Origin of the sequence: Phascolarctobacterium succinatutens (assembly GCF_958453765.1) — a bacterium.
In the GTDB taxonomy this organism is placed as follows: Bacteria; Bacillota; Negativicutes; order Acidaminococcales; family Acidaminococcaceae; genus Phascolarctobacterium_A; species Phascolarctobacterium_A succinatutens_B.
On sequence record NZ_CAUDZA010000012.1, the window covers coordinates 23,726 to 36,694 of the forward strand.

The 12,969-nt window shown below is 44.7% G+C and carries 13 protein-coding genes; 7 read left to right on the forward strand and 6 right to left on the reverse strand.

The features are described from left to right. Nucleotides 1-34 precede the first annotated feature (34 nt). The 6 genes from Q7Q81_RS06300 to Q7Q81_RS06325 form a co-directional block, all read right to left on the reverse strand. Nucleotides 35-817, reverse strand: a complete 783-nt coding sequence (locus tag Q7Q81_RS06300; protein ID WP_304274530.1) for an ABC transporter ATP-binding protein — start codon at nt 815-817, stop codon at nt 35-37. Next, nucleotides 814-1,839 carry a FecCD family ABC transporter permease gene (locus tag Q7Q81_RS06305; RefSeq protein ID WP_368502114.1) on the reverse strand — a complete coding sequence of 342 codons (1,026 nt, stop codon included), beginning with the start codon at nt 1,837-1,839 and terminating at the stop codon, nt 814-816. Before Q7Q81_RS06305 ends, Q7Q81_RS06300 begins: the two co-directional genes overlap by 4 nt. Then, nucleotides 1,839-2,951, reverse strand: a complete 1,113-nt coding sequence (locus Q7Q81_RS06310; protein WP_304274535.1) for an ABC transporter substrate-binding protein — start codon at nt 2,949-2,951, stop codon at nt 1,839-1,841. Before Q7Q81_RS06310 ends, Q7Q81_RS06305 begins: the two co-directional genes overlap by 1 nt. A 41-nt stretch (nt 2,952-2,992) precedes the next feature. Further along, on the reverse strand, nt 2,993-4,600 hold the full coding sequence (locus Q7Q81_RS06315; RefSeq protein WP_304274538.1) for a nitrogenase component 1: 1,608 nt from the start codon (nt 4,598-4,600) through the stop codon (nt 2,993-2,995). 133 nt (nt 4,601-4,733) lie between these two features. Further along, a complete protein-coding gene (locus Q7Q81_RS06320) occupies nt 4,734-5,630 on the reverse strand; it encodes a LysR family transcriptional regulator (protein ID WP_304274541.1) in 897 nt (298 codons plus the stop codon). Between the two features lie 160 nt (nt 5,631-5,790). Then, a complete protein-coding gene (locus Q7Q81_RS06325; RefSeq protein ID WP_304274542.1) occupies nt 5,791-6,588 on the reverse strand; it encodes an MBL fold metallo-hydrolase in 798 nt (265 codons plus the stop codon). 121 nt (nt 6,589-6,709) lie between these two features. Here Q7Q81_RS06325 and Q7Q81_RS06330 point away from each other — a divergent pair, with 121 nt between their 5' ends. The 7 genes from Q7Q81_RS06330 to Q7Q81_RS06360 all read left to right on the forward strand — a co-directional run bounded on the left by Q7Q81_RS06330 (nt 6,710) and on the right by Q7Q81_RS06360 (nt 12,777). Further along, the gene (locus Q7Q81_RS06330; protein ID WP_304274543.1) at nt 6,710-7,618 is read left to right on the forward strand and encodes a LysR family transcriptional regulator; all 909 of its coding nucleotides are present in this window, start codon (nt 6,710-6,712) and stop codon (nt 7,616-7,618) included. A 384-nt stretch (nt 7,619-8,002) separates the two neighbouring features. Further along, nucleotides 8,003-8,185, forward strand: a complete 183-nt coding sequence (locus tag Q7Q81_RS06335) for a 4Fe-4S binding protein (RefSeq protein ID WP_009146451.1) — start codon at nt 8,003-8,005, stop codon at nt 8,183-8,185. An 18-nt stretch (nt 8,186-8,203) separates the two neighbouring features. Beyond that, on the forward strand, nt 8,204-9,343 hold the full coding sequence (locus Q7Q81_RS06340) for a 2-oxoacid:acceptor oxidoreductase subunit alpha (RefSeq protein WP_021720378.1): 1,140 nt from the start codon (nt 8,204-8,206) through the stop codon (nt 9,341-9,343). A 30-nt stretch (nt 9,344-9,373) separates the two neighbouring features. Then, entirely contained in the window at nt 9,374-10,210 is an 837-nt protein-coding gene (locus Q7Q81_RS06345) for a thiamine pyrophosphate-dependent enzyme (protein WP_368502115.1), read from the forward strand. A gap of 2 nt (nt 10,211-10,212) precedes the next feature. Next, on the forward strand, nt 10,213-10,743 hold the full coding sequence (locus Q7Q81_RS06350) for a 2-oxoacid:acceptor oxidoreductase family protein (protein WP_304081083.1): 531 nt from the start codon (nt 10,213-10,215) through the stop codon (nt 10,741-10,743). Nucleotides 10,744-11,074: 331 nt separating this feature from the next. Beyond that, complete coding sequence (locus tag Q7Q81_RS06355) at nt 11,075-11,977, forward strand: HlyD family secretion protein (protein ID WP_304274547.1); 903 nt, start codon at nt 11,075-11,077, stop codon at nt 11,975-11,977. A gap of 44 nt (nt 11,978-12,021) precedes the next feature. Next, a complete protein-coding gene (locus tag Q7Q81_RS06360) occupies nt 12,022-12,777 on the forward strand; it encodes a tRNA threonylcarbamoyladenosine dehydratase (protein WP_304274550.1) in 756 nt (251 codons plus the stop codon). The last annotated feature ends 192 nt before the right edge of the window (nt 12,778-12,969 follow it).

Consider the following 12,969-nt stretch of genomic DNA (forward strand, 5'->3'; position numbering starts at 1 on the left):
TTATAAATTTTATATGTGAGAGTGAAATAACAAGCTAGTAGGGAACACAAATAGTTCTTTGCTGCTCCGGCAAATACAGTAGCTTTATTTTCAGCTTATAAATCTCCTCTAACGCTGACTCTGTTAATACATCACGCACATCGCCAACCTCAAGTCCGTCGGGTTTTAAAATCGCCGTTTTGCTTCCAAGATAAAAGGCCTGGTCAGGCATATGCGTTGTTAAAATAACAGCTATGCCTCTTTGTGACAGCTTCTGTACCATTTGCAGTACGCGAAACTGATTGCCGTAATCAAGATGATTTGTCGGTTCATCCATAATAACCAGCTGCGGCTGCTGCACAATAGCACGGGCAATAACAGCCTGTCGTTGCTGTCCGCCGCTCAAAGTATTGAAGGAACGGTTGCGCAAATGATAAATACCTAAATCAGTCAATACCTCATCAGTCAACTCGTAATCCTTTTGTTTAGGCTTGGTAAAAATGCCAAGATGCGGCGCTCTTCCCATAACAACATAATCCCGCACCAGAAACGAGTAAGCTGTATTTTGTACCTGGGGCACATAACCGATCTGTGCAGTAAACTCTTTCTGATTTTCGTATGGCGTATATTCATCACCCTCATCCGTAACCAGACGTACACTGCCACCGGCTAAGGGTTTAAAAAATCCTATCAAGGTACGTAAAAGAGTTGTTTTACCAATACCGTTACTGCCTAGAATCGTCATAACTTCACCCTTGTTAAGCGTAAAGCTTACGTTCTGCCATAAAGGTGACTGCTCATTATAGGCAAATGCTAAATTATTTACAATTAACTTCATGATAACGCCAACCTTTGTCTTAACAAGAGATAGAAATAAAACGGAGCACCAATCAGACCGGTAAGAATACTTAAGGGAATTTCCGCACTCATTGACGCACGTGAAATAGTATCAACAGCCAACAGGAAAAATGCTCCCAGAACAATCGCTAACGGCAGCAGACGCTGGTTATTTGGGCCGACAAGCATTCTGGAAAAATGCGGAATAACAAGACCAACCCAACCGATGGTGCCGCTAATGCAAACCGAGCAGGCCGTCAGAACAGTAGCACACAGAATAATAGCGTAACGCAGCCAGCCTGCGTCACGGCCCAACATATGTACCTCTTCATCGGAAAGCGTCAGGATATTCATACGCCAACGAATGACCAGCATAAACACAAGACAAATCACAATAGGTATTCCACTGGAAAAAATATTATCCCAGGTTACGCTAACCAGAGAGCCAAGCTGCCAATAAGTGATTTCCGGCAGCTGTGTTTCGCTGTCTGCGAGGTATTTTATAATACCTAATAATGCATTCATCAGACCGGAAACAATAAGGCCGGACAAAACAAGCATAACTATCGAATTTTTACCGATAATACGCGGAATAATAACAGCGCAGCCCACAGCAAGCATACCACCGGCGAAGGCTCCCATCTGGACAAAGGTGCTGCCTAAGCCAAACAATATGCAAAGGGACGCACCAACACAGGCACCGGAGGATACACCCAGCATATCCGGTGCTACAAGCGGGTTTTTAAAAACACTTTGATAGGCAGCGCCGGAAAGCGACAACGCCGCACCAATCAAAATTGCTGCCAGTACACGCGGCAGACGCAGCGTATAGATAACGCTCGCTGCCTGGTCGCTCCAGCTTTGCTCTACCGGCACAACATAAGAACACAGGATTTTAAAGACATCCATCGGCGCAATATGAAGACGTCCCATTCCCAGGCTCACTACTACCATCAAAAACAGTAATATGCAAAATACAAGCATAATTACCGCATAATTTGATTTACTTGCTTCTATCTGCATCAGAATAACGGCTTACTGTTTTTATTAGCTTCATCAGCAAAAATTTGCGCCATATCTGCTTCTGAAATATTGTAGTGCATAAATTCCTCATAGAATTTTTTTGCATCTGCACGCACATCCAGCTCCTTGAATAATTCCGGCTGCAGCACATGCGCCAGCCATTCCATCATGAGCGTTGTTTCTACACCTGGAGCATCCCAGCGGTAAATGCCCATAGGCACTTTATATACTCGCTTCTGCTGTACCGCTTTAACCGTACTCCAGTCCTGACCGGGAATTTTATTATCATACAAATCGTCAGGCACAAATTTATCAAAGTTACTCAGCAAAATAATATCCGGATTAAGCTTATATACCTCTTCCATAGCGATGGTCTGCTCACTGCCGCCGTTTAAGGCAATCTGGTCATAGGGGTTTTCTCCACCGCCAATACGAATAGCCTCATGCATGAAGTTATCATTACCCTGCAAGCGCAGTTTAGCATTACGCAGGAACAAAACAGTTGGCTTATCGGCCTTTTCCCAAGCTTTTTTCGCAATAATTTTTTTATTAGTTGTATCGTAATATTCGTTAATTTTTGCAGCTCGTTCTTCTTTTCCTAAAAGCTTGCCAATAATTAAAAAGCTTTTCTTCAGATTTTCTACGGTGTCATTGTAAATCAGCAATGTCGGAATCCCGACCTTGGTCAGCTTTTCTGCATCCTTATCCTGATATTGCCACAAAATAGCAGTATCAATACCGGCCTGGGCTGCACTTTCAACATTAACAGAAAAATTCTGCGCAATAATTTTAGTATCTAATTGCGCGAAATGCTTATCCTTTGTTTCCAAAAACTTACCTTTATAAGCTGACATTGCGCCGCCATGAATTGCCGCCAAGCGCTCAGAGCTGCCATCGATAGCATAAATAACACTAGCCCAAGGAATAGGCACAACAGCAATACGCTTCACATCCTGCGGTACGCTTACTTCTCTGCCCTTCAAATCCGTAACTATTTTCGTTGCCTGCTTGGTATCTGGTTTTTTATCGGCATTATTACCGCAGCCTGCTAATGTTCCCACCAAAGCTAATGCTGCCAGCGCAGCAGCAGTCAATTTTTTCCAGTTTTTCATAGAAAAGCTCCTTTCACTTCACGCAACCTCATACTCTAAAATTATTTTACCAGCAGCTTAAGCTGCTCAGCTATATTCTTGCCTAAAGCACCGCTGCCGGCAGTGCAGGCACTGCGTCCGGAAATAACACCCCATGGCAACGGTATATGCTTTTTCGTCTCTGCTCCGACAGAGCTCATGATATCCGCTAACAACGTATCGGCAAATACAATATCTGCATCCTCCCACAAATCCTGTAAGGCGGTTAAGCTGTCTACAATAATCAGCCATTTATCGGCACCGGGAGCTTTACGGTATAATTTGCGGCTGGCGATACCGGTACACAGCGTAGCCAACTGTATATGATGAAAGCCTTCATGCCATAATGCGTGTGCCAATCCCATCGTCTGCATAGGATCACCTATAAATAACAGCTTGCGTTTATCAGTTTCCTGTATGCTGTAGTTATGAATGCATAACCGGCGTATCTCATTATTTTCTGAATTGCACAGCTCCTGCACATTTTTTCGCCACATCTTCATAGCATGTTCTCCTACAGGACATGATAGCAGCAGCGGTACAGCATGTTTTTCGTTCAGCACATGCGCAGCCGCTATACCGGCAGTTGATACAACCCAACATAAAGCAGGTCTGCCACCCGCTGTTTCACCAACAAAGCGCGGCTCATAGCCTAAACTTCTAATATAGGCAAAGCATTCTGCATACTGCTCTCTTTCACCACAGAGGAGATGACTATATCCTAGAATAAGTATCTCACGAGCAGGCTTTACATATAGCTCCTGCTCTTCCTCCACTAAAAGCTCCTGCGCACAGCTTACGCCATATACAGCATCATTAAAACCATCCATATCAAAGCTTCGTGTTTTCAAATTATTTTCCATTGAATTTGCCACCCAATTGCCGTCAAAGCCAATAAAAGCTGCTACTGCAGAGCTGATAAGATTCAACGATTTATATTTTCCGTCTGACATCAGTTCACTGCACTGCTTAACACAATTATCTTCTATACCATAAATAAAATCCTGCTTTTTTGTTTCCAGAACATATACTCCCTGCGTTTGCTCCAGTAAATCGCCATCGCGCAGACAAGCCCGGCAGCCGCTGGGCGCTACCAAGACCTTTGCCTCATTTGCAGGCAAAGTATCTATAACACCGGCAACATCCGTAGCTAAAAGCGGCAGCTGATACATGTTATGACTTATGCAACCATTTTCTTCCGGCAACTCAGCCATAAACTCGTAAACAGGCTTAAAATGCCTTATGTCCATCTTGCCCAACGGTCCACGAAAGAAGTAACGTACCATAACACCGGTTGCTTCAGAAAGACTGCTCTCCAGATAATCAAAATCAAGTCTTGTCAAGATATCCAGACAGTTCAAATATAGTACCACAACCTGCACACCATGCACCGCTGCAGCCTGTTTTATAACCCGCATAATTTTTTCTTCGGCGGTTCCCATAGTATAATCATCATCTGTCATCCGGCAAAGCATAAGCTGCTGCAGTTTGCCCTGCTCTACGGCACGATAATAAAGCTCCCGCAAGCATGGACCGGAACCGGCAGCAACTAACATTACATCCTTTCGCTGCCACAAAACATCAGAGGGAGGTTTTGGCATATTAAGCTCCATAATCTTGATTGGCTTCATTACTTTCACTTCTTTCGTGCTATTTTCTATTAACATTCTATCACATTTGCGTTGTTAATAATAATCGATGTTACTAAAGCCTTGATTCAATTATATTGAACCAAGGCTCTGTTTCTTCAAAAGAATTAAACTGTCAATCTTCCAAGCTTTTGTATTGCTCCAACAGCTGAAAAAATAATTTCAAGGGCGGACTAAGCCATTTATCTTTGCGATAGGCGTATACCGCATGAATCGGCTCAAACTTTTTATCTATAGGAATTTCTACCAATACATCTTTATCCAATTCCTCTTGAATCGTAAACTTGGGCAAAAAACATATACCCATATCATTCTTCACTAAATTTTTTATCGTCTGTGTACCGCGAATTTCAATTGTCGGACCCATAGTAAAATTTTTGCTTTTGATATATTCATCGAATCTTTTACGCACCCTGCCTACTGCAGGCTGGCAAATACGTGCTAACGAGCTGAAATCCTGATTAGACGTAATAAAATCACTGTACAGCTTTTTGATTTTGGGCGAAGCAAACATCACGAAATCAAAATCCTTATATGGTACAACCTTTATCGTAGCATCATCTACAAGCAAATCATAGAAAATCCCAATATCAGTTTTATTTTCTCTTATGGCCCTATACACCGAGGTACTGGTCATAGAGTCAAGGTAAATGTGCACACGCGGCGCCTGCTTACGAAATTCGCGCAAAATCTTCGGCAGATGGAAGCACAAAAGCGATTCCGGCGCAGCAATACGTATATCTCCCTGGCACTCTTCAATAACACTGCGAAAGCTTTTCATATTATTTACAGACTGTAGCACATTTTCTACGTAAGGCACCAGTTCCTGTCCTGCCTTAGTCAAAACCATATGTCTGCCTGCTTTTTCAAAAAGCTGCACACCAAGCTCCTTCTCCAGCTGACTAACATGAAACGTAATCGTTGACTGCGTATAGCATAATTTTTCCGCTGCTTTATTAAAGCCCCCGGCTTCTACAATAGTGTGAAAGGTATTAATATAACGTAAATCCATACTTCCTCCAAAACGATACCAATGCTCATCAAAAAATTTATAGCAACAAGCTATTTATTGCGTTATTTATATTATACAGTTTTTCCCCATATATAACAATAAGCAGCTACCTTTAGGCGAAACACTTCACCTAAAGGCAGCTGCTTGTTGTTATCTTACTTTAATATATCACTGTTTCCCCATCTTCCGGAATCACATAATTACCAACACCACGGCGTACAAGCGCACCCCGCATTTGGCTACGTGTAATCGAAGCATGAGCAACATTATCGAAATGTGTCAGATACAGCTTTGCTTCCGGCAATGTCTGATGTACGCAATCCACATCTTCGTCATTCATTATCAGCCTGCCATAAGCACGCAGCTCCGCAGCGCAGGCATTAAGCATAATTACTTCCGGTTGATAATTTGCCAAAGTTTTACGCACGCCATCAAACCAAATCGTATCTCCAGCAACGTATAGAACCTTTTCCTGCTCTGCTTTAAATACTACACCACAAGCATCAGACGATGGCTTTATCGTGCCATGCAAAGCTGGTGTTTTATATAAGGTTATATCTGCAAACTTAACCCCATCATTTTTCAGGATACGTACATCCTGAAAACCTGAAGCTTTTAAAGCCTGCGCATCATCTTCATTTTGCACAAAAATTGGCTTATCATGCTCCAAAACATCACCAAAAGTGCCCTTCTGCATATTGATATCTATATGATCAGGGTGTATATGCGTTATAATATAAGCGTCAACTCCACTTAAAATGCTTTCTACCGTTTCCGGCAAAGCAAAAAGCGGCATTAGTATTTTCGCTTTTACCGGGTCAACAGCCATGTAAGGATTTCCCGGCATACTATCGAAACAACCTAAACCATATTGCTCCACAAGCCAAGGATCTAAAAGAAAAGTTTTGCCACCATAAAAAATTTTATTCGTCGCACTGCGAATTTGCTTGATTTTCATTTTGTTCCTCCTTTAATTTTTTATTCTATTATAGATGCAAATTCACTGCAGCAAAAGAAAAAACTTAGTTCTTTACCGCAACCAATAAGTTGCGGTAAAATAAGATTGAGGTGAAAAAGCAATGCAGCCAAAGCAATTACAATATTTTATCACAGCCTATGCAACAAAAAATATTCAACGAGCAGCAGAAAAGCTTTTCGTGTCTCGCCAAGGAATAAGTAAAACAATTCGTGAGCTGGAACAGGAATTAGGCGCAGACTTATTCTTACGCTCATCCAAAGGCTTAGAGCCAACGGATTTTGCCGAAGCATTATTCCCCCATGCCAAAAAGTTGCTCGATGAATATAACTACATAACAGGCCTGAACACCTTGGCAAAGCAAAAGGAAAATGTTATCACCATCTACGCGCTTGATAACATCGTAAAATATTTAACAGCAGAATTTTTCTTTGACTTTCGCAAATTATATCCGAATATTATTCTCAGCATTATCGAAAGCACCGACGAGGCCGCTCTCAACGCCTTGCTTGCCCGCAATGCAGATTTCGCTATTACTACAGATCCGTTGGACAACACAAATTTTACACTTACACCCATATTTTATACGCATTATTGCATAGCGCTTTCTGCTGACCACCCTTTAGCTGCTAAAGAAAGAATCAGCTATCAGGATCTTCAAAATCAAAAAATAATCAGTAAAGGAAGATCCTTCCGTTGTTTTCGCGACAATATGGAAAAATATGTTCTTGGTAATGGTCTGAATGTAGATATTTTTGCGGAAATCACCGATATTGACGTTGCTCTGGATTTAGTAAAGAAAAGCAACGCAATCTATCTAGGCTATGACTACATTGCTGCAATGCAAAGACATCCTGATATCAGATGGAAGATGCTCGATGCTGAAGTAAGCGGTCAGAACATGTATATTGCAAGTCTGAAAAACACTCTGCCGCGCAAGGTGTGCCGTGATTTGCAAAATTTTTTATTGGCATGGCTTCCCATACACAACAAAGATAAAATTATTTTGTAACCTCATTTCAATAAAGACGAACTTGCTGCAGCTTTCCGGCACCACGTTTTTATTCATAAGGCCTTAAGCTACTACCTGCAAAATACGTTTATTTTTACTTTGCGCCGAATCTACCATCGTCGTAAAACCTCCTAGCATAAATATTCTTCTTCACAGAAATATAGTTTATTATACTTTTTCATGCAAGAAATTCTAATTGACCAAAAGATTTCTATCTGCAATTACAGTATTTTTATCATAAACTATAATATGGCTTATTGCTTAAAAAATAAAATTGTAAAAAGCTTACAGAGGTACTGTTTTTCAATGCTGTTTTTGCTATAATATAGAGTGAAGCTATCGCATGCTGTTATTTTAAACAAGGTATCATAAGGAGGAGACCATATGAGCTTAAAAATAATTACTAAGCGTTGCAAAGGCTGTGGTATTTGTGCGGCCTTCTGCCCGAAAAAAGTTCTGGCAGTCAGCGAAGTCGGCAAAGTAGAAGCCGTCGCTGAAGAAAATTGCATCAAATGCGGACAATGCGAAATGCGTTGCCCCGACTATGCTATCTTTGTAGATAAATAAAAAGGAGTGAGGTAACCCATGTCAAGAATCCTGCTGTTACAAGGTAACCAAGCGGTTGTTGAGGGTGCGATTGCTGCCGGTGTAAAATTTTACGGCGGTTATCCGATCACCCCTTCTACCGAAATTGCTGAACAATTAGCTCTGCGTCTGCCGCAGGTTGGCGGTAAATTTATGCAGACTGAAGACGAAATCGCCGGTCTCGGCACTGTTATCGGTGCATCTATGGCCGGTAAAAAAGCTATGACCGCAACCAGCGGCCCGGGCTTCTCCCTGAAACAGGAAATGCTCGGCCTCGCCTGCAGCGCCGAAATCCCCTGCGTTATCGTTAACGTACAACGTGTAGGCCCTGCAACCGGCCAACCGACCTCCCCCGCACAGGGCGAGGTTATGCAAACCCGTTGGGGCACCCACGGCGACCACTGGCTGATTACCGTTTCACCGTCCAGTGTTCCCGAATGCTTCGATTTAACTCTGCGTGCTGTAGCATTGAGCGAAAAATATCGTTGCCCGGTTATTCTCCTGATGGACGAGGTTATCGGCCATATGCGCGAGAAAATCGAGCTTCCCGACAACTATGATGAAATTCCACAGGCAGAACGCAAGCGCCCGACCTGCGCACCCGAAGATTATCTGGCTTACGGCTGCGAGGAAGGCTCCAAGGTTCCTGCTATGGCAGACTTCGGCAGCGGTTACCGCTGGCACGTATCCGGTCTGGTACACGACGAAACCGGTTTCCCGAAGGGCACCGGTGAAGCAACCCGCACCTCTCAGGACCGTCTGCGCACTAAATTAGAAGACAACTTAGATGACATCGTACAAGTAGAAAACTATCGTATGGAAGATGCCGAATTTGCTGTTGTAGCCTTCGGCGGTGCTGCCCGCACTGCTTATGAAGCAGTTGATATGGCACGCAAGGAAGGCCTGAAGGTTGGCTTCGTCCGCCCTATTACTATCTGGCCGTTTGCCGAAAAGCAAATGCAGGAGCTGGCAGGCAAGGTTAAAGGCATCCTCGTACACGAGCTGAACTGCGGCCAGTACGTTCTGGAGGTTGAACGCGCTGTGGCAGGCAAAGTTCCTGTAAGCCTGTACGCTAAATACGATAACGAATCTGCTACTCCGGCCGAACTGTTAGCCGAAATCAAAAAGGCTATGGCCTAACGGATGAGAGGAGAAAAAACGATGAGTGAAATGGAAAATTTAATCAATAAATATTTCCGCCCGGGCCGTCTGCCTCACATCTGGTGCCCCGGCTGCGGCAACGGCGTTATCACCGGCGCCATTGTAAAAGCAATTGATAAGCAAGGTCTGGCAAAAGACGACGTTGCAGTAATCAGCGGCATCGGCTGCTCCAGCCGTTCCTCCGGTTATCTGGACTTCAACACCGCCAACACTCTGCACGGCCGTGCTCTGCCGATTGCTACCGGTGTAAAAATGGCTAACCCTACACTGAACGTTATCGTTTGCAGCGGTGACGGTGACTGCACCGCTATCGGCGGCAACCACTTGATTCATGCAGCACGCCGCAATATTGATTTGACTCTGGTTGTTTTCAACAACAGCATTTACGGCATGACCGGCGGTCAGTATTCTCCGATGACCCCGATTCATTCCAAAGCAACTACCGCTCCGTACTACACTGTTGAACCGAGCTTCAATCTGCTTGATCTGGCAAAAGCTGCCGGTGCAACCTATGTAGCACGCGCAACCACCTACCATGTTCCCGTACTGGTCGATGTTATCGCTAAAGGCATTGCTCACAAAGGCTTCTCTATCATCGAAGCTGTCAGCGCTTGTCCGATTTCCTTCGGCCGTCAGAACAAGATGGGCGGACCTGCTCAGATGATGGCTTGGCAGCGTGACCATGGCGTTATGAAGGCTGTTTGGGACCGCATGGATGAAGAGAAAAAGGCAGAAGCAATCGCTGCCGGCAAATTCCCCATCGGCGTTCTCTACGAAAACAACGACGTTATGGAATACACCAAGGCATATGACCAAATTATTCAACGTGCACAGGAGGGTAAATAATTATGAGACATAGCTTTCGTTTCTCCGGTACCGGTGGTCAGGGCCTGATCACTGCAGGTATTATTTTAGCCGAAGCTGCCCTCTTAGACGACAAGCTGGCTGTACAATCCCAATCCTACGGCCCGGAAGCCCGCGGCGGCTCCTCCAAGGCCGAGGCTATCATCAGCGACGAGCCCATTTATTTCAGCCGTGTTATCTGCCCGGATACTCTGCTGGTAATGAGCCAGGAGGCTGCCAACAAATTCATTGCCGACTGCGATGAGCATACCACCGTTATCACCGATACTCTTTTCGTAAACGAGGTTCCCGGCAAGTACGGTAAACGCGTTGACCTGCCTATCACCCACACTGCCAACACTGTTTGCGGCAAGACACTGTTTGCGAACATCGTTGCTCTGGGCGCAGTAGTTGCCCTGACAAAATGCGTTTCCAAAGAAGCAATTCTCAAAGCTGTACTGAACCGCGTTCCGAAAGGAACCGAAGAAGCTAATACCAAGGCTCTCGAAGCTGGTATGGCACTGATTGAGAAATAAAATCTGACCTATACAATTAAAGCTGTTGCTTTCGGCATTCACGCCGGAGGCAGCAGCTTCTTTTGTGTGCAAAAGTTTCTTGTATACTGGAAATTCTTGCTGTTTTCGCGAAAAGTTTCTTGTATACCAGAAACTCTTGCTTCTTTGGTTAAAAGTTTCTAGTACACTGGAAACTCTTGCGTTATTTTTTGTTTCGGCATTCACGCCGGAGGCAGCAGCTTTTTAATTTTTAGCTGGCTAATTATGCAAAATGTCATGCAAATGCCACAAACTTACGCTATAATATACAAGTACAATAGGCTTTTAACTTCAAGGAAACGAGGAATCTACTATGAAGATATTAAAAATATTATGTTGTATGGCAGCCGTCTGCCTCACAGCCTTCAGCCTGAGCGGCTGCAGTCTGCAAAAGTCTGATAACAGTCTTGGCAGCGGCACAATCAGCATCCCCACCTATGCGGTTAAGGCTCCGACAGCAGGCAAGCTCATAGGTCTTATCAGTGAAAAGGGCGAGCGCATCAGCAAGGGCCAGCCGCTTTTTGCTATCGGTGACGCAAAGCTGGATAAGCAGGTTAAGGACCTGGCAACCCAGGTTGCCAAGGCCGAAGCTGATTTAAAACGTATGCAGCAGGGCACGCCGACGGCAGCACCGATTGCTGACACTTCTCTGGCGCAGGCCAACGTAGCGGCGGCACAGCAAAAAGCCGCTAAGATGAACAATCTGCTGGCACAGGGCGCAGTTTCACGCAATCAGGCACAGGCTGCCCAAGACGAGCTGCAGCGCGCTATCGCACAGCTGCAGGCAGCAAGTAGCGTCAGCGTCAGCTTCAAGCCGGCTTCTCCGGCAGAAATCGACGCACAGCAAAAGCTCATCGTCCAGCTCAAGGCACAGCAGGCCGCTGCAATAGCACAGCAGGAAAAAAATGAAGGCAACAGCCCCTGCACCGGTATCATTACCGATTTACAGACCGCCAACAATTCTACCATACAAAAAGATCAGGTAATCCTGCACATCAAGGCTGTCGACAGCTGCAGTATAACGTTGAATGTCAGCGCAGCTCAGGCCAAGGAGCTTAAGGCAGGCATGCCAGTAAGCATTAAGGCCGCCGAAACACCTGCTCCCTTCAGCGGTAAGATAAGCAGCATTGACGGCACTAAAATCACTGTTACTTCAGACCAGAAGCCAGAAGATCTTAAGGACGGTGTAAATGTAGAAATCAGCTTAGCAGCTTAAGCTTCCGATATCCAACCCAATAAATACCACGCAAGGAGATTCATATGCTTAACCAATTTTCACGTACAGAGCTGCTCTTCGGCAGCGAAGCAATTACGCGTCTGCAGAACGCCCATGTCGCTGTTTTCGGTATTGGCGGCGTAGGCGGTTATACAGTTGAAGCACTCGCCCGCAGCGGTGTTGGCAGCTTTGACCTCATTGATAACGATACCGTTGCTCTCACCAATCTCAATCGTCAGATTATCGCTACCCTTGATACTGTCGGCCAGCCTAAGGTTGAAGTCATGGCCAAACGTATTGCGAGTATCAACCCCGATGCCAAAGTAAATTGCCGCCAATGCTTCTTTTTACCTGAAAATCAGCACGAATTTGATTTCTCGCAATATGATTACGTTGTCGATGCCGTAGATACCGTGGCAGCCAAAATTGCTATCGTACTTGCAGCCAAGGCAGCAGACGTACCGGTTATCAGCAGCATGGGAGCAGGCAACAAGGTTAATCCTGCCATGTTTGAGGTAGCAGATATCTATAAAACCAAGGTTGACCCCTTGGCACGTGTTATGCGCCAGGCCATGAAGAAAAATAACATTAAAAAACTAAAGGTTGTTTATTCACAGGAGCTGCCGCTTTTACCTATAAATGAGGAAATAGAAAGCGAATGTCACGCCGAAGCACCCAAACGCCGTGCGCTGCCCGGCAGTAATGCCTTCACACCTTCGGTAGCAGGATTGATTATTGCCTCCGAGGTTATTAAGGACCTGGTAGGCTGGGATGACAGCCACCGCAAGGGATTAGCTTAACAACAACAGAATTACAGGCATAATAAAAACGCCTCTGCCCACAGCTCAAAGCGTGGTCAGAGGCGTTCCCTCATTACAATTATTCAAAAATGCACATAACAGTCAGGACGCCTAAGAAAACTAAGCTAACACCAGCGGCACTAAACATAGTAACTCACCTCCATGCATTCGCACTTTTTACTTTTTATTTGA